Here is a 24,259-nt window from a genome sequence, read left to right on the forward strand (position 1 = left end):
TCGCTTTTTACATGTACTTGTTTTCTTCCTCGCATGAATAAAATACTATGTATAGTTTATCAAGAGAATATATAAAGTGCAACAAAAATTAGAAAATATCCGAGAAATCTATAAAATATTTTTACTACTTATAATTGGGTGGCATTTTTATAATAGATAGAATATCTGTAACTTTTTCGACACAAGGTATTTGATTTTTTTCAAATACTCTGGCAGATCCATCATGTTCATCCACTATATTTCTCACGCCAATAAACTTTGTACCAAGTGCCTGTGATCCATAAAAATCAACATCCGAATCCCCAACAATCCAAACCTCATCTTCTTCAGACAATATTACTGATTCCTCTATATATTGTTGTTGTAATTGTATGGATTTTCCCCAAATAGCACAAGAAAATAAGAATGGATGCGGTTTCCCTAAAGAGCTTTTATCAAAATATTCCTCTGCATTTTTTGAATCTGTAGAAGTAGCTACATAAGCCCAGTCGATTTCATTCTTCCATCCTAATTGTTTAAAAGGCACTTCGACTTCTAAATAATTACGCCCGGTCGCTATCCCCAGTTGATAACCCGACTCTTTTAAAACTCGAAACAATGTGAGAATTTCATTAGCAGGCACCAAAGAGTTTTCTTTAATTAACAGTCCTGTTTTTCCTTCACTATAAGGTAGTTTTCGTTTTTGCTTTACATAATAGGTATCTCCGAAGTACCAATTTTCAAAAGCATCGATTTGTAAATTATAGAAAACTGAAAATTTTTCTACAAAACTTAAATCTCCTTGTATATCGTATTTCATTAATTGCTTAATACGTGTCAGCAATTCCTTTCCGCTCATAGCTTGTGATACTTCTGCATCAAGCAACTCTAATACTTTTTCAGCAGTAGGAATAGGAAGCCCCATCAATAATTGCCCAACTTTTTTTAAATCACATACACTTTCTATTACAAATGATAAAGTATCCATTCCTTTGGTTTTTTCTTTATAAACACGAGCCATATACCAAAATATACCTAATAAACAAATATGTGACATATCCCAAGTTGACTCAATATTATGCTTATACAGCCATCTTAAAATAATATCCTTACCCCACACACGTTCTCTAATATATGCTATTTGACCTTCCGAAATCATAGAACTGTCAAAATCATTTTGTTCTGAAGGCAATCCCATATAATCTCTGCTGTATAAAATTTCCCATACAGTTAATGCTGATGCATTAAAGTATTGTTCTTCGCTAAGCAACACTCCATCTACATCAAAAACAACTTTTTTCATATATAACTCCCTAATCTGTACGACCACCTAAAGATATTCTTATCATAGCATTAATTTAATTATTTTCCAGACAACTCTTACTACATTCATACATTAAATATTTTAGTATGGTATAGTAAAAATAGTTGAGTGTATAAATTACCATTTGTATGGAGGTTTTATGAACAAAAAAAATATGACAGTTACTGTATACTGTGGTTCTCATAAAGGATTATCTCCTACTTATACCTCTTTTGCCCAAAATTTCGGAACTCAATTAGGAAAATCCGGATATCGTGTTGCTTATGGTGGTGGTCAGCTGGGACTTATGGGGATAATAGCTAATGCAGCCTTAGATGCCGGAGCTCATGTAACAGGCATTATCCCAAAAGTATTCGTAGAAACTGAACAAGCACATTATGGGGTAAATAGATTGGAAATCGTAGAAGATATGTTTAGTCGAAAGAAAAAATTAATCGAGATAGGAGATGCTTTTGTCATTCTCCCGGGGGGAATAGGGACACTTGAAGAATTTGTCGACACAGCAGATTGGGTTCATATTTACGAATCTATACAAAAGCCTATAATTATAGCCAATGTATCCGGACTATTTGACCCATTAAAAACGCTATTAGATTCTCTAGCTCAATCAGGTTTTATAACAAAAAAAGATTGGGATAATATCCATTTTTGTTCTTCTATGACAAATATTTTTTCAATTTTAGACAACTATTATATGATACACATGATGAACAATGCATAAATATTTAAAAATGGCCCTATTTTATGAATAATACTCTGTTTAATACATTGATATATCAAGTAAAAATTATATAATAGTAGTTATCTAAAGTTTCTATTGTAACATCCATGCACGGAAAGGATTTCACTATGAGTAAAAAACTAACAGGAAAAGGGGAAAAAATTCGACAAAAAATGATTGAAACCACTGCTAAAATTCTTCGTGAGCAAGGTTTTAAATCAGCTACAGTTAGAGCTATTGCTAAAGCGTCTAATGTAAATATTGCTTCTATAAAATATTATTTCGGTTCCAAAGAAGACTTAATAGGTCAATCACTGGATTATATGATGGGAAATTTTGAAAACATTGTAGCCTATTTAGATGATCCAAGGCTTTCTCCCAAAGAAAGATTAACTAAATATATTCTTGCATACTTTGAACTGGCAAGGAAACATCCGGCTCTATTTCATTCCATTTCTCACCCATCTACAGAAGAAAGCAAAGACACCTATTTTATTTATCTTACCCTTCTTCATAATCAATGTTGGAATAAAATTAAACGAAATATTTCTGAGTTGACAAATATAAAAGATAGTCTCGATTTAGAACTCAAAAGTATGCAGCTTTTCTCTGCTATTGAATTTCCAATTATTTTAGAAGCAAATAAAACAGATTCTTTTGTAACTCAATATGCTGATCCCAACATTCTAAAACGTTATATTGAACTTCTTCTTGATATGCCTTGTAAAAAAGATTAAAAAGACCAGTTCCACTGGTCTTTTTTGTTGTACTTTATAAATCAATCCCGGGAAAATCTTTTTCTCCGTTACGATTCTTCATAAATTCTTTAGCTTCTTTCTCTACTTCTGCTAAATCTATCTCTTGGTCTCTTGCCCCAAAAATACATCCACAGTAGTGTTGGCGATACAATTCATATTCTTCCGATAGTTCAGTAGAACGTAAATATCCGTTATTCTTCTTAAAGTCACTTGGAAGATATGGAATATTCATTGATTCTGCTATATTTATCCCCACAGAATTAACCGTTTGCGAGTTTTTATAAGAACTTACCGTTAAAGTAGTAGCAAAATAATCAAACCCTAATTCTTTCATTTTCTGTGCGGTAGCTAACATGCGTAATTCAAAACAGGTTTTACAACGTGCCCCTCCCTCAGGTTCATTCTCTTGTCCTTTAATTGCTTCAAAATAAGAATGAGAATCATAAGGTGCTGCAAGAAAATGAATATGATTTCCTGTTTGTTGATTAAATTTATAAATTAATTTACGCTGAATATACTCCCTTCTTTTGTATTCAGACTCCGGATGTACATTGGGATTCATATAGTAAACAGTCACATCCGCAACCTGTGCTAATCGTTCCAATACTGCTGAACTACATGGTCCACAGCAAGAGTGTAGAAGTATTTGTGGTTTAATCCCTTCTACTATCCAATGTGTTGCCATCTCCTTAAAAACTTTATCATAATTGATTCGTTGATGAGGATTCATCTTTGACAACACTTCATGAAAATCTATCATACCGTTTCCCTTCCTATCAATAATCTCCTATCTCCCTTTGCCTTTTATCTGTTCTATATTCCATAATGCATATTTTAAATGAATTCCACCGGTATAACCTCCATTGTTATTTTTTGCTGTTACACGATGGCAAGGAACTATAATACTGATGGGGTTATGTCCACATGCATTACCAACCGCTCTCACCGCATTAGGATTACCTATTTTTCTTGCAATTTCAGAATATGAAACAGTTTTTCCGTATGGAATAGAAGCAATAATATTCCACACACTTTCTTCAAAAGCCGACCCTTTCATTTCTAATGGTAATTCAAAAATTTTTCTTTCTCTATTGAAGTATTCATTTATTTGATAAACTGCTTTTTTAAGAAGTAAAGTGGAAGGTGATACGACTATATCATCCACCCAGTCACAACGTATAATATGCGTACCAGTTGCGGTAATTTTAAGTTTCCCACAAGGAACTTGTATAACACAAGATTTTTTCATACCCACCTCTCTAAAAAAGGGACATTGGCTTATGTGTACGTTTAATTTCAAAAGGATGAAAAGTAAGTCCTACGGCTTTCATCATATCCTTTACATGAAAAGTAGCTGTTTTTTCCAGTGCTTTTTTTACAATAAAACTACATGCCCTTGCATCAGATAATGCTTGATGATGTTGAAACTGAAAACCTAAAACCCCCGCTACTGTATTCAACTTATGATTCGGCATATCCTTCCATAATAAACGAGATAAAGTGACTGTATCTCCCCAATAAAAATGGATATCCGGTAAGTCATAATAATCTAAAGTGGCTGCTAAAACTCCCATATCAAAAGGTGCATTATGTGCAAATACAATTTGCCCTTCCAATAATTGATAAATTTCCTTCCAAAAATCCGGAAATTCCGGTTTATTTTGGACATCTTCAGGACGTATTTGATTAACACGAATGCAATTATCATCAAATTTCATTTGTGGTGGACGAATTAACTCATACCATTCTTGCTTACTACCGGCTTCCACCCCACCGGATACTATTCCTAAAGAGCAAGCACTTGCAGGCTCTCTAGATGCTGTTTCAAAATCTATTGCAAAGTATTTCATAATTCACATGTAATCCTTCTGTATTTAATAAAAATCTCTATATTTATTCTGAAATATGACAAGGTTTCACATATTTATAAAAAACCAAGTTCCCTAATAAGAAAGCTAAACACATAAGTATTGCCATAGGCAATGCATTCTTGCTACCGGCAATCCCTGCAAATGGCATTAAAATCCCACCAAGTGCCATGGCAGAAAATCCCAATAAGGCAGATGCACCTCCAATATTATTATTACGTTTTGTCAATGCCATCGATGTAGAAGTCGCCCCCATAACAGATAAAGGAATTACAGCAATTGATAACGACAGCACACTCCACCACATAGATGCATGCAATAAAACTCCTACCAAAAACAAAAGAGCACCCATCAAATGCACACCTAGCGCATAGGCCAACATATTTACGCCTTTTACAGTTCTAGCCAACTTGGCAGGAATCATTCCTGATAGTAGTAATCCTATACCAATGCTTCCAAAAATGAAACTAAATGCTTGAGAAGATACTTGATATAGCTCTTGAAACAAAAAAGAAGTTCCTCCAATATAGGTAAAAAATCCACCATAAATAAAACTTTGAATAAGGCAATGTCCTAAAAAATAAGAATCCTTTACTAACACCTTAAAATTTTTAATGGCAACACTAAAATCAGATACTCTCTGGTGAATCGGTAACGTTTCTCTATATTGTATCGTTGCTATAATCATTAAAATCCCAACCATTGATAAAGCAATAAATACACCTTTCCAATCCATAAATCTAAGAATTTGAGCTCCTACAATAGGAGATAATACCGGTGCCAATCCGTTAACCATCATAAGTAATCCATAAAATTGTACCAAGGTTTCCCCTTTACAATAATCTCTTGCAATTGCACGACTAATTACCAATCCAAAAGCACCGGACAGCCCCTGCAAAAATCGGAAAAACAAAAAAGAATAAATAGTCTTTGAAACTACGCAAGCCAATGAAGCTGCGCTAAAGAAAATTAACCCTATTAATAAGGGTACTTTTCTTCCCATTTTATCACTTATAGGTCCTCCTATAACTTGCCCTAACGCCATCCCTAACATAGTCATGGTTAACGTCAGTTGAATCATAGAAGTGTTTACATCAAAATAAGGGCCTAACAAAGGAAGTGCAGGTACATACATATCAGTAGCAATGGGAGCAATAGCTGTCATTATTCCTAAAAATACAATCATGAATAATTTTGTGTTTTTCTTCACAATACCTCCTATAGCTTACATGAACTTATAGCATATCCTATAAGTTACATATAAAACATATGTACGATTACATATTTTAAACATCAAATTTTAGTTAAAAAATTTTCCCCTGTCATATAATTAATATCCACCTTGGGTTGGTTATTATAACAGTACACATTAAATAAGATTCCATCTCCATAATCTTCGATAGATCTTGCTTCCATCAATACTCCTCGAGCCACTAATTCTTCCCCATGAAAAATAGGGATTACCCGATATAAAACATGATTTCCTGTTTCTTTAATATAATCAGCTATCATATTTTCAAATGGAAGCATTCCAACAGTATTTAAATACCGAGTTCCTGTAATTAAGTTTTTAGGATTTGCATTTTCTGCAGTCAATTGATACCCCAAAAGATGACAACGATTATATAAATATTTACCTTCTATAAAGTTATATTTACTTACTTGCCATCCAGTAGGTTTAACAGAACCAATACTCCCTCTTTTTTCAGTAGGCATCGTTTCCTTCCCAACAAGAGCTTTAGCACTTGTACAACGCCCCAAATAATCCAGTTCTCCATAAAATTCTAACGGTGTTAATGTAAGATCAGACTCTTTAAAGAAAGGAATATTTCCATTAATAACAATGTAAGGCTTTCCATTAAATGCAGGAACTTCCGAAAGAGTCGTTACTATTTGATTAGAATAGGATTCTACATTCCTTCTATTAGATAGCTTTTTATTTATAAATCCGGCATTATTAAATATAGTAAATACAAGTAATACTGTAAAAAGTACTAACGTGTATATTTTTCTCATTTAACATATATCTCCTCTGTTATGTTCTCGTGAGATGTTCCTGCGAATTCATATACATTAGAACATTTCCACAAAGATAAATCGATATTAAAGTAAGTATCAGCCGGGTAATTTCTATTCCAATGATACAATACTATTTTGTCTATATATTCCATATAAGCGAATGGGGTTTCCTCTTCAAAAAAAACATATTCTTCTTTAGAATTTTTTATAGGTATATTTTCAGCTATACGTACATGCTTCGGAAGTTTTTCTCCAAATTGTATTGCAGTATAAGGACTAATCCATAAAATAGAATCTGCAGTTACTTTTAAAATTCTTTCTCTAAGTAATTTATCCTGACTCTGTCTCCTTCTATTAAATAAAATACCTCTTTCATTATCAATTACTGCAATCCATATCATAAATCCCCCTTAAATTACTGATAACTTCATTAAACTATTGATTAAAGTATTGCTTTACAAAAGCAACATCGGGAAGTTTAAAAGTTTTCCCGGCCAAATAGCCCAGCTCTTTTAGCTTATCGGTTCTATTAAAAGAAATTTTATAAGCACATAATAATTGTTGAGATTCTCCATATTCTTTATTAATTGCTTTTTTCCCATATTTGTTATCGCCCAACAAAGGATGCCCTATATATGCCATTTGACACCTTATTTGATGTGTTCTTCCGGTTTCCAATCTGCACTCTACCAAAGATAATTTTTTTGCCTCTAAAAGCACTCTATACTCCATAATAGCCTTTTTAGCTCCTATTTTAGGAGATACGGAAACCCAAACCTTACTTTGTACTGCATCTTTAATCAAATAATGCTTAAGTATTCCTTGTCTTTGATTAAAATTCCCCACAGCAATACACAAATAATATTTATTTACTTCTCTTTCTTTAAACAGTTCATTTAATATTTCTAAACTTTTCCTATTCTTCGCAAGAATAACTAATCCGCTCGTATTAAAATCAATTCGATGGCATAATGTTGCTCGTTCCGCTTTAACTTTAAGATACTCGTTTACTTGTTCTTCTAATGTAGTGTTATTTTTACCGGTTGCATCTCCTGAAAGAATTCCCGCTTCTTTATTTACTATAAGAATATTTTTATCTTCATACACGACAGAAAATTTCTTTTTTATATTTGTTATAGAAACACTCTTATCTGCTTTTTCAAGAATATAGGATACTACACGATCTCCAACTACCAATCTGTCATCCTTTTTCGGATGTTTTTGATTAACTCTGATTTTTTTATTTTTAATAGATTTTAATATAAAAAGTTTTGAGTGTTCCGGCATCTTATTCATTAAAAATCGATCCACTCTTAAATTAGCATCTTTTTTTCCTACTGTATATTCTTTCATGAAATACCTCTTTATCAAATGAATACTTTAAATAAACCCCACCCTAATCAGGATGGGGTTTATTTATTATAAATCTCTTTTATCTTCATCCGATAATTGATTAAGAATCAGCTCTAATGTATGCCACCCTAATACTGCACATTTCACACGAACCGGCATTTTAGCAATATCTTTTAAGGTATAGGCGGCTTCTAATTCTTCCAATATATTCACATCGGTAACTTGCCCACGAATCATAGCAAGAAATAGCTGAACCAACCGTCTACTTTCCATTAAGCTTTTTCCTTTAATCAGCTCTGCCATCATAGCAGTAGATGCTTGACTAATAGCACATCCATTCCCGGTATAAGCTATATCTTCCACCATTCCTTCACGAACTTTAATAGCAACATCAATATCATCTCCACAATTAGGATTATGCCCATGTTCCTTTATTGTAGGAGAAACAAGTTCTCTTTTATTAGTTAAATCTTGATTATATTCTAAAATAATATCTGTATATAACTGTTTAATATCCATTAATCGTTATACCCCATAATTTTACGAACTTGTGATAATTTTTCCAAGAAATAGTCAACTTCCAGTTCCGTATTATACAAATAAAAACTAACTCTACATGTTGAAGGAATCTGTAAATATAAGTGTAACGGCTCTGCACAATGATGACCGGTACGAATACAAATCCCATCAGAAGAAAGAATTTGTGCTACATCCTCCGGATGAACCCCTTCTACAGTAAATGCAATTAAACCTTCTTTTAATTCTATATCTGTTGAACCTACGATATGAACAAAAGGAATTTTTTTCATACCGCTTAAACAACGATGAGTTAATTGTTTTTCTTGTTTTTGAATAAAATCATATCCTATACCGTTTAAAAAGTGAATAGCTGCTGCTAACGAAACAGCCCCCTCCACATTAGGAGTACCTGCTTCAAACTTTGCCGGTAAAGATGCAAAAGTTGTTTTTTGTTCTTCTACTTGTTCAATCATATCCCCGCCCAATAAAAATGGCGGCATTTTTTCCAAAAGTTCTCTTTTAGCATAAAGAACTCCTATCCCTGTAGAAGCACACATTTTATGCCCGGAAAAAACATAAAAATCACAATTTAAATCTTGTACATCTGTTAATTTATGAGGAATACTTTGTGCACCATCAACGATAACAACAGCTCCATGTGCGTGGGCACGTTGAATTAAAGTTCGAGAATCAAAATGAAGCCCCAACACATTACTTACTTGTGCAAAAGAAAATATCTTTACACGCGGATCATCCAATTTAGCTAAATCGGCCTCATAAAATTTTCCAGTCTCTTTATCCACATAAATATAATCTAAAATAGCACCCGTTTTTTCCGCTACTCGCTGCCAAATAACTAAATTAGAGTGATGCTCTGCAATCGTAATTAAAATACGATCACCTTTTTTTAAAGTATGTTCAGCATAAGAAGTCGCTATTAAATTTAAGCTTTCCGTTGCATTTCGAGTATAGATAATCTCATCTGTATCCTTAGCATTAATAAATTCCTTAACAACTTGTTTTGAGTTCTCATAAGCTTCTGATGCTGCTATCGACAATATGTGTGCACCTCGATGCGGATTTCCATTATGTGTAGTTGCATAATCAAAAGTAGCTTGCAACACAGATATTGGTTTATGTGTAGTTGCTGCATTATCAAAATACACAAGAGAATGATTTCCTATTTTTTTATTTAATATAGGAAACTCCTTTCTGATTTTATTACAAATCATGCATCCTCCCTTGCCTCTAAATTATATCGAATCGACTCTAACACTTCAGCTCTTAATCCCTCATCCATTTTATCAATTAGTGGACAAATCAAAGATTCTACCATGATGCGTCTTGCTTCCTGCCATGTAAATCCACGTGTCATTAAATAGTAAATAATATTTGCATCAAGCTGGCCTGCACTGGAGGCATGATTTCCCATTACATCATCTTCTGTACACAATAAAAGTGGAAGAGAAATATTTTTAGTTGTTGAATCTAATTGAATAACATAATCACATTCTTCACCTACAGAACCGCTACATCCACGCTTAAAATCTAATGTACCTCTAAATACTTTTTTTGCATTGCCAGATAAAGAACCTTTAACATCTATGCAACTGGTCGATTCTTTTCCCATATGATTTATATGATAAAAAAGATCTTGATGTTGAGTTCCTTTCAATGCATATACAGCAGTTTCTGTCATATTAGATTTTTGTCCATGTAAATCACCTATACTATGAACAATTATTTTTTCTCCACCCAACATAGCAGAAGCAAACTCTGCATTAGCTTCTGCGTAAAGAAGTGTATAACGTTGTTCCAACCAAAGTGCATTAGATAAGTTTCTTTCTAAAATAGATACTTTCAAAGTCCCTTGTTTTTTTACTTCATAGTATGTTGCAGATATAATTTCGCTATTATCTACATTTCCATCCCATACCCAGACTAAAGAAAGAGATGCTTTTTCTCCTACATATATAGAAAATGCACTTCTGAAGTCCGGATAACCTTCTGTAGTTTGTACCATTATTTGTAAAGAAGCTGATATACCATCCGGAATACAAATAGTGGTTATACCATTTTTTTGTGATAACGCCAGTAAAGAATCGGATGCTCCTTTAAAAGTAGAGGGTAATTCTCCACCTGTAGATACATATGTCATATCAGAAAAGATAGCTTTACTACAACGAGGCGCTTCTTTTATTTCAACAGAAGTATCATTTGTTTTTACATATCGATAAGTTAACCGTGGCAATTCATTGATTTTCATTTTTACCATAGCGGCCCTCCTTACCCAATCGCCCCTTCGAACTCCAAAGTAATAAGTCTATTCATTTCTACTGCATACTCTAGCGGTAATTCCTTTGAAATAGGCTCAGCAAACCCTCGAACAACCATAGCTTTTGCTTCTTCTTCCGAAAATCCTCGACTCATCAAATAATAAATACTTTCATCTGCAATACGACCGATTTTAGCTTCATGCCCTAAATCAATATCATCATTTTCAATAATAATATCCGGAATTGTATCTGATCTAGACTCATTGTCCAACATTAAAGACTCACAGCTAATCGTGCCTTTAGCTCCTTGTGCATTTGCTCCAATGTGAACCACGCTGCGATAAATAGCTTCTCCACCGGCTTTAGAGATGGATTTAGAATTAATGTTAATACTTGTGTTTTTTCCATAAGCTTCTACTTTAGTTCCCGTATCTAAACACTGTCCTTTTCCTGCAAATGTAATACCGGTAAACTCACAAGTAGAGTTATCCCCACGTAATACTGTATCCGGATACAAGCATGATACATGAGATCCAAAAGACCCGCTCACCCATATCATATGTCCGTTTTCTTCAACTATAGATTTCTTAGTATTCAAATTATACATATTTTTAGACCAGTTCTCTATAGTTGAGTATCGTAAAATAGCATCCTTTTTAACAAAAAGTTCTACTGCACCTGCATGTAAATTGGCAATATTATATCGAGGAGCTGAACACCCTTCTATAAAGTGACAAGAAGCTCCCTCTTCTACAATAATTAAAGTATGTTCAAACTGACCTGCACCGGGAGCATTTAACCTAAAATAACTTTGTAACGGCATTTTTACATCTACCCCTTTAGGGACATATACAAAAGATCCTCCGGACCATACCGCATAATGAAGTGCCGCAAATTTATGATAATAAGGTGTAATTAGGGTACCAAAATAAGCTTGGATAATATCTTCATATTTTGTAACTGCTGTTTCAAAATCAACATAAATAACACCTTGTTCTTCTAATTCTTTTTGTACATTATGATAAACAACTTCCGAATCATACTGTGCGCCAACACCAGCTAAAGATTTTTTTTCCGCCTCCGGAATTCCTAAGCGATCAAAAGTATCTCTAATATATTGAGGAAGATCCTCCCACCGAGCTTTAATATCTGTTTTAGGTCGAACATAAGTATCAATCTGATTCATATCTAAATCAGAAATATCAGGCATCCACGGCGGAATATCCAACTTGTGATAAACCGCTAATGCATCTAAACGTTTTTTTAACATCCAAACGGGTTCATTCTTCTTGGCGGAAATTTCTCTTATGATTTCAGATGTAAGACCTGCCTCTGTCTTAAAGGAGAACGAAACTTCATCTTTAATATCATAAATACTTCGGCTAATATCATCAATTTCACTTTTCTTCCTTTTGCCTACCATATTTACACCTCAGTTCTAAATGCATCAAAACCATTCATTTCGATTACATCAACTAAGTCAGAACCGCCTTCTTTTACAATACGTCCGTCAATAAGCACATGTACCACATCCGGTGGAATAAACTTCAATAATTGATTGAGATGTGTAATAAGAATTAATGCATTTTCTTCCGTATGATATGCTTTAATATTTTCAGAAACAGTATGTACTGCATCAACATCAAGACCTGAGTCTGTTTCATCAAGCATAGTAAGTATCGGATTAAGAATTCTCATTTGAAGAATTTCATTTTTTTTTCGTTCTCCTCCTGAAAATCCATCATTTAAATATCTACCGGCATAAGATTCATCCATATCTAAATCCGTCATACATTGCTTTATTAATCTTTTAAAAGGAAATAAGCGCTGTTGCTTACCACTAATAGTTGTCTTAGCTGCACGAATAAAATTCTCTGTTGTAATTCCTGCAATTGCAATAGGAGTTTGAAAAGATAAAAATAATCCCATTTTAGCACGCTTATCAACAGAAACATCTGTGATATCTTCTCCCTTAAAGAAAATACGACCTTCAGTCACCTCATAATTAGGATTACCCATAATAGCATGTAGCAAAGTAGACTTACCTGCCCCATTCACACCCATAATTGCATGAACTTCCCCAGTATTAACAGTAAGATTTATTCCTCGGAGAATTTCTTTTTCTCCTATATTTATATGTAAATTTTCTATACGAAGTAATTCACTCATATAATCACCTCAATATCAAATCAGTAATGAATGTTACTGTATTATTTTATATGATTTTGAAAGATAAGTAAAACATCTATCCCCTTAGAAAACCGCTCCCCTATTGATTTTATTCCTTATCCAATCTAAAAAATCAGTATATATTGGTATTTTTAGATATTTCGAACTAGCTATACTTTTTTTATATACTTCTATCTACTAATTTTGTGGTTAAACTATTTTTCGATTTTTATTCCTAAATAATAAACAAAATAAAAATGCTACTGTTAGTAGCATTTTTATTTTGTTTATTATTTAACCTCAGATGACCCGAACCACTTCTGGTAAATTTTATCATAAGTACCATTTTCCTTAAGTTCTTTCATTGCCTTATTAACATCTTGTTGAAGCTGTTCATTATTCTTATTCATTGCAAATACTAATGGAGCCCCTTGCTTTGCTTCGCCTACAATCTTAGCATCCTGATCTGCCCCTTGTTTCAAATAATACATACTTACCGGATGATCTAAAACTACTGCATCAACAGTCCCTGCTTTTAATTCCATAAAAGCTTGTGAAATAGAATCCAACTGTTTTACATCGGAAGCTCCTTGCTCTTTTGCAAGACCAACTTGTTCAGTCCCTACTTGTGCACCGACAACCTTGCCGGAAAGATCTGTCCAATTTTTAATATTGTCATTATCTTTTTTCACTACGATAACATAGCCATTTTGTTCAAAATAAGGTTCACTGAATAACACTTTTTTTGCACGTTCCGGAGTTGCATCCATACCTGAAGCTATCAAGTCAATTTGATTACTTTGAATAGCAGGAATCAAAGCATCAAAACCCATGCTCTTAAACTCCATTTTTCCACCCATTTGTTTAATAACAGCATCTGCTAAATCTAAATCAAATCCGACATATTTTTCATTTTCAACAAATTCAAATGGAGGGAATGTCGTTTCTGCCCCTACACGAATGACTTTATCATTATTGGAATTCGAACTCCCACAACCTACTACACCGGTTACAACGGCAGCAATCATACCGACTGCTAAAGCCAGTTTACATTTTTTACCCATTTGCATAATAAATCATCTCCATTTATTACTAACTATTAGAATATCTCCCTCTAAGTATTAAGGTTATTGAAATACTATCAAACTCATTATCATATGTCAAGCATTTTTTGAATATTTATTTAAAAATACTTATATTTATTAATAATTATATTTTTATTCTTAATAAGTATATTTTCTATAAAAGTTGTAACTTGTAACATAGCATTTTATAAAAAATCATTGTATAGTAATGTATAGTACAAATTTATCTGTATTCCTATACTTAACCAGAAAGGCAGTTATGGAACTTATTACTTTATTTTTAACCGAATGGGGATATCTTGCACTCTTTATATTAATGGCACTGGAAAATATGAATATTCCTATTCCCAGTGAAATTATTCTTGGTTTTGCCGGATTCCTTGTATATAAGCAAATTTTTTCTTTTATACCAACAATAATTATCGGAACAATTGCAGGTATAGTCGGCTCTCTCTTATCTTATTGGCTAGGTTATAAAGGAGGCAGAGCTATTCTTTTAAAATATAGTACAACACAAAATTTAACTACGAAAAAATTAGTAGCTGCTAATTCTTGGTTTCAAAAATATGGCGGTATTGCAGTATTTACGGGCAGATTACTTCCTGGAATTCGAACATTTATATCATTACCGGCAGGAATTGCACGTTATGATCTCTCAAAATTTATTATACTTTCTTTATTTGGGACTATTCCCTGGACATTATTTCTCGTATATTTGGGTGTAATGCTAGGTGAAAACTGGCATATTCTCTTAAACTGGAAATTGGAAATTTTAATTGCTTCTATATTATTAGTTTTATTTATATTTATAGTATTTTACCTATTTAAGAAAAAATAATTATGACCACATCGCAAAAACGAACTTGTTTACTATTATTGCTTTTAGGCATGGTTCTATATGGACTTTATCTAGGATTCATTCCACTACTTGATCCGGATGAACCTGTCTATGGTCAAACGGCAAAAGAAATGCTTATTACAGGTGATTGGCTTTCTCCTCGTATATATGGAGAGTTTTGGTATGATAAACCACCTCTATTTTATTGGTTAGAAGCTATCAGCTTTTCCTGTTTTGGCATATCTACCTGGTCAGCACGGTTACCTTCCGTAATAGGTGCTATAATTACTTCTATCTATCTCTTCTTATCTGCATGTCCATTAATCGGTGAAAAAGCTGCAAGAAGAGGTGCTTTTATTTTTGCAACCTCACTGGAAATCATTATCTTAGCACGTAGTGCAGTTACGGATACTACCTTACTATTAGCACTTACCGTTGCCATGATGTCCTTTGCTCGAAAAAAATATATTTCTGCTTACACTGCTTGTGGAGTAGCACTTTTAGCCAAAGGACCTATCGGATTTGGATTTCCCGCATTAATTGTTGGTTTATGGTTACTTCTTACAAAGCAACTAAATCTGACTAACATAATGAAACTACGATGGATTTGGGGCATTCCATTAGCATGTCTTATAGGTCTTCCATGGTTTATTTACATGAGTATATATCATGGTTCTACATTTACTGATACATTTTTAGGTTATCACAATATCACTCGTTTTATTACACCTGAACACGAAGGGCAAAATCATATTTGGATGTACTTTCTAGTACTTACGGCAGGATTTTTCCCATGGACAGGAACAATTCCTCTTATTTTCTCTTATGTAAAACATTGGAAGCAAAATAAGGTACTAATGTATTTTATTGTCTGGGCATCTTTTATTTTTGTTTTTTTCTCTTTATCATCTACACAACTTTTTTCCTACATTTTACCAATGTATCCTCCATTAGCTTTGTTAAGTGGATACGCTATAACCAAGCTTGAAGAAAAATCAAAGGTTTCTATTTACATTCCAACAATGCATTTTATTTTCATTCTAGTTGTAGCAATTGCATTAGCTTTATCCCCTATACTGCCTATAGGGGGAATACTAACAAAACTTTTGATTTTCATTAGTTTATTTATTTTAGGCGGAATAAGTGCCTATACCATGAAGAAAAAACTGTTTTCGTATTTTTTCCTTACACAAGGGATTATATCTCTATTCGTAATTTTATCTGTATGGATATTATTTGCTACATCTATTTCAGAAAACTTTGCATCAAAAAATATTGGAGATAAATTAAGCGCTACACCTTATATCTCTACCAATACACTTTATATTGATTCTTTTTACAGACCTGGAATTGCTTTTTACCAAAACATATATGGAAAACCTCTTCCTAATGCAAATGCTGCAATTACAGTAAGCCCCCATAATACACAAAATATTTATCTCCCAAGTTCTTCAAAAGAAATTACTATTCCCCAAAATTCTTATTTCCTAGTTCAAAAAAAGACTTATAATAAATATCCAGAATCAGAAAAAAAGAACTTCTCTATTCTTTGGGAACTGGATACTGCTTATTTCCTCATTAAAAAAGGAGTCTAATTGTGAAAACATTCTTAGAAAATAAAAAAATACTATTACTTTTATTTTTTATATCTTTTCTGTTTCTCCTTTGTGGTGTACAAGGAATCCCAGTCACAGATCCGGTAGAATCTAATTACGCATTACCTGCGAAAGAAATGGTATTGTCTAACAACTGGATTTCACCTACAATCTATGGGCATTACTGGTTTGATAAACCGATTATGATATATTGGGTAACTGCATTATCTTATAAAATATTCGGTTTTACTGATTTAGCCTCACGCTTACCATCTATTTTAGCAGGATCTTTATCTATAAGCTTATTAGTATTTTATGCATTACGGCTATATAAAAATAATCAGATTGCAATATTTTCCGGATTGTTCTTAATGACATCTTTGCAATTCTGGATAGTATCTCATGCAATTATTACCGATCAACTACTCTTATTATTTACTATTCCGACCATGTTATCAGCTTACATAGGATTAACTGAAAATAATATCAAACATCTTATAATTGCTTATATTGCAGCCGGTTTAGCATGTTTGACTAAAGGCCCTGTTGGAATTGTTCTTCCGGGATTATTGCTATTAACTTGGTGTCTATTCATGCGCTCCAAAGAATTTTTTAAACGTTGTTTTCCCTGGCAAGGAATTCTTTGTTTTATTTTAGTGGCAATGCCATGGTATGGAAGTATGATATACATACACGGCACTGAATTTGTTAATCAATTCCTTGGTTTACATAATATAATTCGTGCAACGTCTTCTGAGCATCCACAAGATAACCACTGGTATTATTATTTAGTCCTTCTTCCCCTTTCACTACTTCCTTGGACGGGGCTTACTTTCGATAGAATATTCGCTCATCATCGTTCCTCTAGCAATACCCCCTTTTATAAATTCTTGTTGGTTTGGTTCGGAGGTACACTGCTTTTTTATACATTAATAGCAACTAAATACCCAACTTATACATATATTGCAATCATCCCTGCTATTTTATTAGCAGCAGAAGCGATTCCTCCATTGTTAGAACATAAACCATCACTTAAAATCAATTTTTTAACAACCTCTCTATTTTTTATTTTTATACTTACCGCCGGTACATTCTGGTTAAAAAATATAAATTGGACTCCATTTTATATAATTGCTGCATGTACTATTTTATCTATGACCTACTGCTTTACCAAGAATTTTACAAAAGAGTTACTTTATAGTGCTATAACCGGTATAGCCTGCTTATATTTATGTATCATAACGATAGGACTTCCCCCTTATTTATCTACACGTTCAGGAATTCTTATGGCATCTACCTTTCATAATTTACCCGGTGATCATATGTTTTTTAACTCCTATAGTACTTCCTTTACGTACTATACCGGTGAAACTGCCATCCGTCTCGTCCCAACAACCAAAGAAACAACAAAGGAAGGAAGAAACCCTCTTTGGGATAATAAATATACAATGCCATCCATCACAGATACAGAACTGACTATGTATAGAAAAGACACCCCTGTATACCTGTATGTGTCTAAAAATAATAAAAACTCATTTAATGCTTGGTCTTTACGATCCCAATTTGAAGAAATATATACATTTCCTACCGGTTCTATTTTTAAGTGGGTGAATACCAATGAATTACTTTCGCGAGATGCATAAAATAAAATTATTTATTGAAGATCTTTCTTCCTATCACAGTAAAAATGTTTTCAATCCATGGGGAGACTTTGACCCCGACTATGATATATCTGCTTCACGAACAATACGCCGCAATCAATTAAGTCAATATCTGATACAAAGGCTAGAAAGTGCACGTATTTTAGTTATTGCAGAAGCATGTGGGTATCAAGGAGGGCATTTTACAGGCATCGCAATGACTTGTGAACGTATGATTTTAAATTTCCATCCAACAATCACTTCAAAAATGATTTTAGGAAAAAAGGGAAAACGAACCAGCCGCCAAAATAGTCCTTTTATCCCCAAAGAGATACAAAGAGAAAAAGGATTTAATGAACCTACCGATACTATTGTATGGAATTCTATACTTAATTGTGGCCTTTCACCAACTGACTTTATTTTATGGAATATTTTCCCCTTTCATCCCTATAAAAAAAATAAAATGCTGAGTAACCGAACACCTAGTGATAAAGAACTTGAAATAGGATTAGAGTATACACGTAAATTGTTAAAATTAACAGGTCCTTTACCCATCTATGCGGTAGGTAAGAAAAGTGAGCACACATTGCAAAATGCAGGATTTAAAGTAACAGGATTACGCCATCCTGCAAATGGCGGTGCTACGTTATTCCGTGAAGGCTTAAAAGATTCTCTTATTCAAAAGGGACTTTACTCAAAATAAAAAGACAGTGAAATAAATTCACTGTCTTTTTATTTTAATATCTTTTTAGCCCAGGCAGCTAACCTAGCATGCGGCCCTGCTAAAGGTATATGCATATATTCTTCCGATGAAAACCATTTTAAGTTTTTATCTAATACTATTTGATTCTTTTGCTTTATCAGATATGCTGACATATGCCATATTTGATGAGAAAATGTATGGCTATAAGTCCATATCGAATCTACATTTGATTCTTCTCCCCATAAAATAAATAAATCATGTACTGCTTTATCAGCACTTTCATCTATAATCATAGGGAATTCCCACATAGAAGCAAGCATCCCTTTATCTGCACGTTTATGCATTAAAAACTTATTATCTTTCATAATGAGAGCACATGCTACATAGTATTCTTTAGGTGCTTTCTTTTTTGTCTTTATCGGTAAAGTTTTTTCTTTACCTAACGCATAGGCATCACAAGCCATAGAAATTGGGCATTCTCCACATTTAGGATACTTAGGAATACAAATTTCTTGTCCTAAGTCCATTAATGCTTCATTAAATATGCCGGCAGGGATAGGCAATGTTTCTTCTACCAGTTGAGTAATTTTTCTTTTCCCTTTTGATTTCATAATATCCTCCTCTATATTATAGAGCCTAGAATAAATCCGAAGAATATTACCATCAACAGCCACTTCCCTTTGTCCATAAGCAATGGATAAAATAGCACCTGCTGTATAAGAGCCTATACCGGGTAAAGATTCTAATTCCGACCGGGTTTCCGGTAAATTACCACCATATTTAGATTCTACTTCTTGTGCAGCCCGCTGAAGATTCCTGGCTCTATTATAATAGCCTAGACCTTGCCATGTATGAAGCACTTCCGATTCTTCCGCATATGCTAAATCATGCACTGTAGGAAATTTATGTATCCATGTATTAAAATAGGGTTTTACTGCTTCTGTTCGTGTTTGTTGTAACATAATTTCTGAAACCCACACATAATAGGGATTTCTAGGATATCTCTCACGCCAAGGCAATTCTCTATCTAAACAAGAAGACCATGCTAATAATAATTCTACCCAATTCTCTTTACTTTTTATACTTTTTGATATATTCATTTAATCTCCAAAAAGTCATAATTAATAACCGTTTCCCCATCCCCATCAAAAGTAATAATTCCACGTATTTTTTGTCCATTTAAAATCATTGGCAACCAATGAATATCCGCTTCCCACATGGATTCAAATGGAAGTGTATCTGCAGAAAACCATTGCGGTTCCATTTCATCGGAACAAAGAGGGGTTCCTTTCCATTTTCTTACAATATAAACAATTCCTGCATGTGACCACTCCATACCTTCTATATTCCTAAAATATAAATCTGCTACGATCTCCAAATCATCTTTATTGGCAAGAAGTCCACATTCTTCATACAATTCCCGTACTGCACACTGACGCATGGTCTCCCCTTCTTTTACTTTCCCACCAAAGCCATTCCATTTTTGCACGCCCATACCACGCTTTTTCTTTCCTAATAAAATCTCCCCATTCTCATTAATAGGATATATTAACGAAGTATCATTCATAATTCCCTCACAAAAGTAAAAAGGAATGCACCTAAATGCATCCCTTTTATTATTGATTACTTAACAATCTTAGCCGCTACCGCAGAAGTAATATCCATTCCGCCGCTTACTACATTACCGGATTCAAGAACCACATCAAGACCTTGATCCTTGCGAACCTGCTCAATAGCTTTCATAATGTCATTCATAATGGGAGCCATTTCACTTCTTTCTTTCTGTGCAAATTCACGCTGTAAGTTATTTGCTAATTGCTGTTTTTGTGCATCTGTTTTATTGCTAGATTCTTTTTGGAATTGATCCTGTGCTTTCTGGTAAGCTTGTTTTAAATTAAGCTGTGCCTTTTCCATTTTTGGATGTGCTGCAAACAATGCATTAGTATTAACAACACCAATACCCGCTGCAGAAACACTAAACGCAGAACATGCCATCATAGCAGCTGCAACAGCCGCTGTTATTTTTTTATTCATTTTCATAATAAAATCCTCCTACATACTACAAAATAATGGAGTATCTAGTACTCATAATCATTCCCCATATAAACATCAAAATTTATTAATTATTCATATTTCGATGTTTATATATTATAACACACCCCTATTAATAACGCACATATAGATTATTAAATTCTGTATAAAAAACAGTAAACAAGCTCCCATTAAAAAAGTTTTATAAATACGAGACTTCTTTAATGGGATTCTTTTTATTTATTCCTTTATATCAATATCAGCATCTGTTTTAACTTGCTCTTCTAAAAGAGTTTTATCTTTTTTACCTTTTCTAAAATGAGATATGATTTCCGGCATCAAATTAAGCATTTTATCAATCGTATTATTAGCAGTTGCATTCTTTATGGAGAATAATTCAATACGTTCTCCTTTCATAATAAGAACCGCTGTAGGTGTTATTTTGCCACCGCCTGCACCGCCTTCATGACAGTCTTTACTCTGTCCGGTTCCAAATCCGAAACTGATATCTACAAAAGGTACAATAGTTGCATCACCAAGATAAATAGGTTCTCCAACTACTGATTCCGTAGTAATCATATCTTTAAACTCTTCAAAGATTTTACTTCTTACTGCATCATTCATAAAATTTCCCCTCCCGGAATTTAAAAAACATTCGAGTTTCTTTTGAAATAAACCATTTGAATAATATCCATATTATTACGCAAGGTAAGATACATCCTTTAAAAACTATATTAAGTGCAATAATTTTCTCTATATAGCAATATTCTACATTTTCCGTAGACTTAGGAATCACAGACTTGACTACCCCTTCTACTATACCCGTTAACATAGGATCACCTGTTCCAAATTGACCATTTATGTTTAAATAGCCCGGTTTACTATGTATGAGTATGTTTTTTATATCTTGTAAAGATCTATGTATAAATCTGCATTTCCATGCAAACTGAATTTGCTCCCATATAGACGGTTTATTCGCTTCTTTCTTTTCTATTTTTATTGTAGCAGGAATTTCATTTTTATCATAGAAGTCATTCTCATCCTCAATGTTTTCTTCTATCCTTTTACCTTCCATTATAGAATCTGATTTGTTATCTATTAAATCTTTAGATGAAACACCATCTTCTTCCCTTATAAATGCAATTTTTCTTGACCAAGACAAAAATAAAAATACATGTATTAAAAATGTTGCTCCACTTTTATCTAAATCCACTTTGTATCGAATAGGGCAACATAATATGATAATTATGACTAGTACTATTCCGACTGCTATACTCATCGCTCATACATCCTTTGCAAAGAAGCTACTTTGTCTCGAATTTTTTTCACTAATTCTTCCGGACCTGTAACACGAACTAACGGTGCATAAGAAAATGCCCAAATTTCGACACAAGAAGTAGGTGCCAATACCTCTACTTCTACTTCATTTTGAGAGGCGGAAATAATAGTAGCCGCTTTACCAAATTGTTCCAAAATATTCGTAATCAAACTATTGTCTGCTCTAAACTTACATGTAACCGCCCCTTCCGTATATATAGGCAACATGGGTTTAATATATTTAACACTTCTAAAATGTTCTGCTTCGGGCAAAGACTTAAGCGGTATAATTTCCCCCTCTATCATCGAAATTTTTTCTATAAGGCTAAGATTAAATACTTTTATACCTCTATCACCATCTACATTACATAACAAAAAATATCGTTGGTCAGATGCATAGATAATATAAGGACTTACACTGTACTCTTTAATGTTTCCATCTTTATCAAGATGAGGATATCGTTTTAAATCAGCCTTATAATACATATATTGAAATTTAATTTTACTTTTTGCTTTCAGTGCTTCTGATAAAATAATAAGGGTCTGTTGCATATCAGCTTTTTTTACAATAGGCTCTGAAAAAGGTACATTACGTATATAGGTCCGACTATCTTCTGATAAATGATTTCTTAATTTTCTTAATTTATCCGATAACTTTTTTATAATTCCCAAATTCATATGTGAAAAATAAAGAGTATCAATTAATAATAAAATTTCATCTTCACTAAAGAGTGGTAACCATTGCCAATCTCTAGTTAAAGCATTATTTTTCCCCTGTATTTCCCGAGATATTTCTTTAGATGCGATAGGAAACCCTGCATCTTTTAATCTTTCTAAATCACGTTTTACAGATTTTCTATTTATAGATTGCCCATAATGTTTTTGTAATAAATCAATAATTTGTTGTTGTGAAAGTGCATGATGTTCATCAGAATATTCTTTTAAAATTTGAAGAATATATAAAATAGAAATTTTCTTTCCTTTTTCTTCTTGCATATGACTCTTCATATAATCACCATGCTTTTTTTATAAAATACAATACACTATCAGTAAGTAAAGAACTCCATACTGTCAATTGCTGTACAAAGTTCATTATAGGACTACGATTTATAAACATATGCATACTCCCCGCTATAGCTATACCTCCGATTAAATCGGTAGGATAATGAAGTCCTGTAAACACACGGGAAAATGCAAGTAATATTGCTAAAACCGTCATAAAAAAACGCCCCGGTATTTTATCTTTATATAATTGGAAAATAACAGCAAAACTATTCATTGTATGATTACTTGGAAAGGAAGCATTGGATTTATGTCCGGTAAAGTTACTTATTTTGTCATCCTTAGCAAAAGGTCTTTTTCGTTTCCAAATCTTTCCTATAATAAACGAAAAAGAAGAACAAAATAAAACTGATAGAAGTATCACTAATGCACTTTTTCTCTTCTGATACTTGTTACCTTGATTTGCGGAGTAAATCCATAACCAAATACCGTAAATTATGAATAATATATGTCCAACTTGAGTAAATATAGAAAGAAAAGAATGTATGACCCTATATCTTTCCGCTATTTTATTGCATTTTGTCACTATTCTTAACTCGGACTTCATAGTATTCTCCACACTATTAAAACATGCTATTTATCAGTATTTTTATTTATTGTAATTTTAGCATAGTTAATATTCTTTGACAAAACGACCTATCAACAATATAAAAGCAGATTCCTTTATAGAAATCTGCTTTTATTTACTCTTCGTTCTCCTGCTTTTTCTGTGCGAGAATCTCTTCTTGTCTTTGTTTTAATTTAGCAAAAACTCCCATTTTTTGCAAAACAGAATAACCAAACGCAATTAATGAACAAATGAGTAAGAATAAATTCTGTTCATTCCAACCCGTACCCCAATATACTTGATATACAGAGTAACCAACTACTAAAACCAGTAAAAAATCTTTTAATTTCAACATATTTTATTCTCCATATTAGAATACACGGTATTAAATATAAGATATCTAATATTTTCAAGATAATCAACCAGCATATAAAAACTCTTGGGTACGACTATCA

Annotated in this window: 28 protein-coding genes; 6 read left to right on the forward strand and 22 right to left on the reverse strand. The window is 33.1% G+C overall.

Translation table 11 applies throughout. The annotated features are described in order from the left end of the window. Positions 1–124: 124 nt before the first annotated feature. Positions 125–1,282 carry an HAD family hydrolase gene (locus BCB69_RS04660; RefSeq protein WP_069177145.1) on the reverse strand — a complete coding sequence of 386 codons (1,158 nt, stop codon included), beginning with the start codon at positions 1,280–1,282 and terminating at the stop codon, positions 125–127. Between the two features lie 160 nt (positions 1,283–1,442). Between BCB69_RS04660 and BCB69_RS04665 the strand changes: the two genes are divergently transcribed. After that, positions 1,443–2,024, forward strand: coding sequence for an LOG family protein (locus tag BCB69_RS04665; protein WP_069177146.1), 582 nt, complete (start codon positions 1,443–1,445; stop codon positions 2,022–2,024). Positions 2,025–2,152: 128 nt separating this feature from the next. Continuing rightward, positions 2,153–2,761, forward strand: a complete 609-nt coding sequence (locus BCB69_RS04670; protein WP_022513295.1) for a TetR/AcrR family transcriptional regulator — start codon at positions 2,153–2,155, stop codon at positions 2,759–2,761. Positions 2,762–2,795: 34 nt separating this feature from the next. Here the strand turns inward: BCB69_RS04670 and BCB69_RS04675 are convergent, their stop codons facing one another. The 13 genes from BCB69_RS04675 to BCB69_RS04735 all read right to left on the reverse strand — a co-directional run bounded on the left by BCB69_RS04675 (position 2,796) and on the right by BCB69_RS04735 (position 14,056). Next, positions 2,796–3,542: an epoxyqueuosine reductase QueH gene (locus BCB69_RS04675; RefSeq protein ID WP_069177148.1), complete on the reverse strand. Its 747-nt coding sequence runs from the start codon at positions 3,540–3,542 to the stop codon at positions 2,796–2,798. 27 nt (positions 3,543–3,569) lie between these two features. Next, a complete protein-coding gene (locus BCB69_RS04680) occupies positions 3,570–4,031 on the reverse strand; it encodes a methylated-DNA--[protein]-cysteine S-methyltransferase (RefSeq protein WP_069177149.1) in 462 nt (153 codons plus the stop codon). A 10-nt stretch (positions 4,032–4,041) separates the two neighbouring features. After that, a complete protein-coding gene (locus BCB69_RS04685) occupies positions 4,042–4,632 on the reverse strand; it encodes a 3'-5' exonuclease (protein ID WP_083990017.1) in 591 nt (196 codons plus the stop codon). A gap of 43 nt (positions 4,633–4,675) precedes the next feature. Beyond that, on the reverse strand, positions 4,676–5,860 hold the full coding sequence (locus BCB69_RS04690) for a multidrug effflux MFS transporter (RefSeq protein ID WP_022513291.1): 1,185 nt from the start codon (positions 5,858–5,860) through the stop codon (positions 4,676–4,678). Positions 5,861–5,943: 83 nt separating this feature from the next. Next, positions 5,944–6,666: a DNA/RNA non-specific endonuclease gene (locus tag BCB69_RS04695; protein WP_069177152.1), complete on the reverse strand. Its 723-nt coding sequence runs from the start codon at positions 6,664–6,666 to the stop codon at positions 5,944–5,946. Further along, positions 6,663–7,070 carry a hypothetical protein gene (locus tag BCB69_RS04700; RefSeq protein WP_069177153.1) on the reverse strand — a complete coding sequence of 136 codons (408 nt, stop codon included), beginning with the start codon at positions 7,068–7,070 and terminating at the stop codon, positions 6,663–6,665. Before BCB69_RS04700 ends, BCB69_RS04695 begins: the two co-directional genes overlap by 4 nt. A gap of 34 nt (positions 7,071–7,104) precedes the next feature. Then, positions 7,105–8,022, reverse strand: coding sequence for an RluA family pseudouridine synthase (locus BCB69_RS04705; protein WP_022513288.1), 918 nt, complete (start codon positions 8,020–8,022; stop codon positions 7,105–7,107). A 66-nt stretch (positions 8,023–8,088) separates the two neighbouring features. Next, positions 8,089–8,541, reverse strand: a complete 453-nt coding sequence (sufU, locus tag BCB69_RS04710; protein ID WP_069177154.1) for a Fe-S cluster assembly sulfur transfer protein SufU — start codon at positions 8,539–8,541, stop codon at positions 8,089–8,091. After that, on the reverse strand, positions 8,541–9,773 hold the full coding sequence (locus BCB69_RS04715) for an aminotransferase class V-fold PLP-dependent enzyme (RefSeq protein WP_069177155.1): 1,233 nt from the start codon (positions 9,771–9,773) through the stop codon (positions 8,541–8,543). Before BCB69_RS04715 ends, sufU begins: the two co-directional genes overlap by 1 nt. Further along, on the reverse strand, positions 9,770–10,816 hold the full coding sequence (locus BCB69_RS04720) for a SufB/SufD family protein (RefSeq protein WP_069177156.1): 1,047 nt from the start codon (positions 10,814–10,816) through the stop codon (positions 9,770–9,772). The genes BCB69_RS04715 and BCB69_RS04720 overlap by 4 nt, the downstream gene beginning before the upstream one ends. Positions 10,817–10,827: 11 nt before the next feature. After that, entirely contained in the window at positions 10,828–12,240 is a 1,413-nt protein-coding gene (sufB, locus tag BCB69_RS04725) for a Fe-S cluster assembly protein SufB (protein ID WP_069177157.1), read from the reverse strand. A 2-nt stretch (positions 12,241–12,242) separates the two neighbouring features. Then, entirely contained in the window at positions 12,243–12,986 is a 744-nt protein-coding gene (sufC, locus tag BCB69_RS04730) for a Fe-S cluster assembly ATPase SufC (protein ID WP_069177158.1), read from the reverse strand. Between the two features lie 290 nt (positions 12,987–13,276). Next, positions 13,277–14,056 (reverse strand): basic amino acid ABC transporter substrate-binding protein, encoded by a 780-nt coding sequence (locus BCB69_RS04735; RefSeq protein WP_418235861.1) that lies wholly within the window; start codon positions 14,054–14,056, stop codon positions 13,277–13,279. A gap of 223 nt (positions 14,057–14,279) precedes the next feature. Here BCB69_RS04735 and BCB69_RS04740 point away from each other — a divergent pair, with 223 nt between their 5' ends. The 4 genes from BCB69_RS04740 to BCB69_RS04755 are packed head-to-tail and all read left to right on the forward strand — an operon-like array spanning position 14,280 to position 18,847. After that, a complete protein-coding gene (locus BCB69_RS04740; RefSeq protein ID WP_418235863.1) occupies positions 14,280–14,909 on the forward strand; it encodes a DedA family protein in 630 nt (209 codons plus the stop codon). 2 nt (positions 14,910–14,911) lie between these two features. Continuing rightward, positions 14,912–16,504 carry an ArnT family glycosyltransferase gene (locus BCB69_RS04745; RefSeq protein WP_069177160.1) on the forward strand — a complete coding sequence of 531 codons (1,593 nt, stop codon included), beginning with the start codon at positions 14,912–14,914 and terminating at the stop codon, positions 16,502–16,504. Between the two features lie 2 nt (positions 16,505–16,506). Continuing rightward, the gene (locus tag BCB69_RS04750) at positions 16,507–18,147 is read left to right on the forward strand and encodes an ArnT family glycosyltransferase (protein WP_022513628.1); all 1,641 of its coding nucleotides are present in this window, start codon (positions 16,507–16,509) and stop codon (positions 18,145–18,147) included. Continuing rightward, positions 18,140–18,847, forward strand: coding sequence for a uracil-DNA glycosylase (locus BCB69_RS04755; RefSeq protein ID WP_236887177.1), 708 nt, complete (start codon positions 18,140–18,142; stop codon positions 18,845–18,847). The genes BCB69_RS04750 and BCB69_RS04755 overlap by 8 nt, the downstream gene beginning before the upstream one ends. Positions 18,848–18,876: 29 nt before the next feature. On the opposite strand, the gene mutY is transcribed toward BCB69_RS04755, so the two are convergent. The 8 genes from mutY to BCB69_RS04795 all read right to left on the reverse strand — a co-directional run bounded on the left by mutY (position 18,877) and on the right by BCB69_RS04795 (position 24,159). Further along, a complete protein-coding gene (mutY, locus tag BCB69_RS04760; RefSeq protein ID WP_022513626.1) occupies positions 18,877–19,947 on the reverse strand; it encodes an A/G-specific adenine glycosylase in 1,071 nt (356 codons plus the stop codon). Beyond that, entirely contained in the window at positions 19,944–20,414 is a 471-nt protein-coding gene (locus BCB69_RS04765) for an 8-oxo-dGTP diphosphatase (protein WP_069177163.1), read from the reverse strand. Before BCB69_RS04765 ends, mutY begins: the two co-directional genes overlap by 4 nt. Before the next feature lie 56 nt (positions 20,415–20,470). Next, positions 20,471–20,887, reverse strand: coding sequence for an OmpH/Skp family outer membrane protein (locus tag BCB69_RS04770; protein ID WP_022513624.1), 417 nt, complete (start codon positions 20,885–20,887; stop codon positions 20,471–20,473). 231 nt (positions 20,888–21,118) lie between these two features. Next, the gene (locus tag BCB69_RS04775) at positions 21,119–21,502 is read right to left on the reverse strand and encodes a GerW family sporulation protein (RefSeq protein WP_069177164.1); all 384 of its coding nucleotides are present in this window, start codon (positions 21,500–21,502) and stop codon (positions 21,119–21,121) included. Further along, positions 21,495–22,157, reverse strand: a complete 663-nt coding sequence (locus BCB69_RS04780; RefSeq protein ID WP_069177165.1) for a hypothetical protein — start codon at positions 22,155–22,157, stop codon at positions 21,495–21,497. Before BCB69_RS04780 ends, BCB69_RS04775 begins: the two co-directional genes overlap by 8 nt. Continuing rightward, a complete protein-coding gene (locus tag BCB69_RS04785; RefSeq protein WP_022513621.1) occupies positions 22,154–23,203 on the reverse strand; it encodes a helix-turn-helix transcriptional regulator in 1,050 nt (349 codons plus the stop codon). Before BCB69_RS04785 ends, BCB69_RS04780 begins: the two co-directional genes overlap by 4 nt. Before the next feature lie 4 nt (positions 23,204–23,207). Beyond that, entirely contained in the window at positions 23,208–23,804 is a 597-nt protein-coding gene (locus tag BCB69_RS04790) for a phosphatase PAP2 family protein (RefSeq protein WP_022513620.1), read from the reverse strand. Positions 23,805–23,940: 136 nt separating this feature from the next. Beyond that, positions 23,941–24,159 carry a hypothetical protein gene (locus BCB69_RS04795; RefSeq protein WP_022513619.1) on the reverse strand — a complete coding sequence of 73 codons (219 nt, stop codon included), beginning with the start codon at positions 24,157–24,159 and terminating at the stop codon, positions 23,941–23,943. Positions 24,160–24,259 lie beyond the last annotated feature (100 nt).

The sequence above is a fragment of the Dialister pneumosintes genome (assembly GCF_001717505.1).
Lineage (GTDB): Bacteria > Bacillota > Negativicutes > Veillonellales > Dialisteraceae > Allisonella > Allisonella pneumosinta.

Excerpts from the sequence above, each read along its gene's own strand:
- BCB69_RS04745 (WP_069177160.1), top strand. The coding sequence starts at position 14,912 with ATGACCACATCGCAAAAACGAACTTGTTTACTATTATTGCTTTTAGGC.
- BCB69_RS04685 (WP_083990017.1), bottom strand. The coding sequence starts at position 4,632 with ATGAAATACTTTGCAATAGATTTTGAAACAGCATCTAGAGAGCCTGCA.
- BCB69_RS04770 (WP_022513624.1), bottom strand. The coding sequence starts at position 20,887 with ATGAAAATGAATAAAAAAATAACAGCGGCTGTTGCAGCTGCTATGATG.
- BCB69_RS04765 (WP_069177163.1), bottom strand. The coding sequence starts at position 20,414 with ATGAATGATACTTCGTTAATATATCCTATTAATGAGAATGGGGAGATT.
- BCB69_RS04660 (WP_069177145.1), bottom strand. The coding sequence starts at position 1,282 with ATGAAAAAAGTTGTTTTTGATGTAGATGGAGTGTTGCTTAGCGAAGAA.
- BCB69_RS04665 (WP_069177146.1), top strand. The coding sequence starts at position 1,443 with ATGAACAAAAAAAATATGACAGTTACTGTATACTGTGGTTCTCATAAA.
- BCB69_RS04670 (WP_022513295.1), top strand. The coding sequence starts at position 2,153 with ATGAGTAAAAAACTAACAGGAAAAGGGGAAAAAATTCGACAAAAAATG.
- BCB69_RS04735 (WP_418235861.1), bottom strand. The coding sequence starts at position 14,056 with ATGCAAATGGGTAAAAAATGTAAACTGGCTTTAGCAGTCGGTATGATT.
- BCB69_RS04775 (WP_069177164.1), bottom strand. The coding sequence starts at position 21,502 with ATGAATGATGCAGTAAGAAGTAAAATCTTTGAAGAGTTTAAAGATATG.
- BCB69_RS04715 (WP_069177155.1), bottom strand. The coding sequence starts at position 9,773 with ATGATTTGTAATAAAATCAGAAAGGAGTTTCCTATATTAAATAAAAAA.
- BCB69_RS04740 (WP_418235863.1), top strand. The coding sequence starts at position 14,280 with ATGTATAGTACAAATTTATCTGTATTCCTATACTTAACCAGAAAGGCA.
- BCB69_RS04780 (WP_069177165.1), bottom strand. The coding sequence starts at position 22,157 with ATGAGTATAGCAGTCGGAATAGTACTAGTCATAATTATCATATTATGT.
- BCB69_RS04720 (WP_069177156.1), bottom strand. The coding sequence starts at position 10,816 with ATGGTAAAAATGAAAATCAATGAATTGCCACGGTTAACTTATCGATAT.
- BCB69_RS04680 (WP_069177149.1), bottom strand. The coding sequence starts at position 4,031 with ATGAAAAAATCTTGTGTTATACAAGTTCCTTGTGGGAAACTTAAAATT.
- BCB69_RS04705 (WP_022513288.1), bottom strand. The coding sequence starts at position 8,022 with ATGAAAGAATATACAGTAGGAAAAAAAGATGCTAATTTAAGAGTGGAT.
- BCB69_RS04790 (WP_022513620.1), bottom strand. The coding sequence starts at position 23,804 with ATGAAGTCCGAGTTAAGAATAGTGACAAAATGCAATAAAATAGCGGAA.
- mutY (WP_022513626.1), bottom strand. The coding sequence starts at position 19,947 with ATGAATATATCAAAAAGTATAAAAAGTAAAGAGAATTGGGTAGAATTA.
- BCB69_RS04795 (WP_022513619.1), bottom strand. The coding sequence starts at position 24,159 with ATGTTGAAATTAAAAGATTTTTTACTGGTTTTAGTAGTTGGTTACTCT.
- sufU (WP_069177154.1), bottom strand. The coding sequence starts at position 8,541 with ATGGATATTAAACAGTTATATACAGATATTATTTTAGAATATAATCAA.
- sufB (WP_069177157.1), bottom strand. The coding sequence starts at position 12,240 with ATGGTAGGCAAAAGGAAGAAAAGTGAAATTGATGATATTAGCCGAAGT.
- BCB69_RS04755 (WP_236887177.1), top strand. The coding sequence starts at position 18,140 with ATGCATAAAATAAAATTATTTATTGAAGATCTTTCTTCCTATCACAGT.
- sufC (WP_069177158.1), bottom strand. The coding sequence starts at position 12,986 with ATGAGTGAATTACTTCGTATAGAAAATTTACATATAAATATAGGAGAA.
- BCB69_RS04675 (WP_069177148.1), bottom strand. The coding sequence starts at position 3,542 with ATGATAGATTTTCATGAAGTGTTGTCAAAGATGAATCCTCATCAACGA.
- BCB69_RS04785 (WP_022513621.1), bottom strand. The coding sequence starts at position 23,203 with ATGAAGAGTCATATGCAAGAAGAAAAAGGAAAGAAAATTTCTATTTTA.
- BCB69_RS04695 (WP_069177152.1), bottom strand. The coding sequence starts at position 6,666 with ATGAGAAAAATATACACGTTAGTACTTTTTACAGTATTACTTGTATTT.
- BCB69_RS04700 (WP_069177153.1), bottom strand. The coding sequence starts at position 7,070 with ATGATATGGATTGCAGTAATTGATAATGAAAGAGGTATTTTATTTAAT.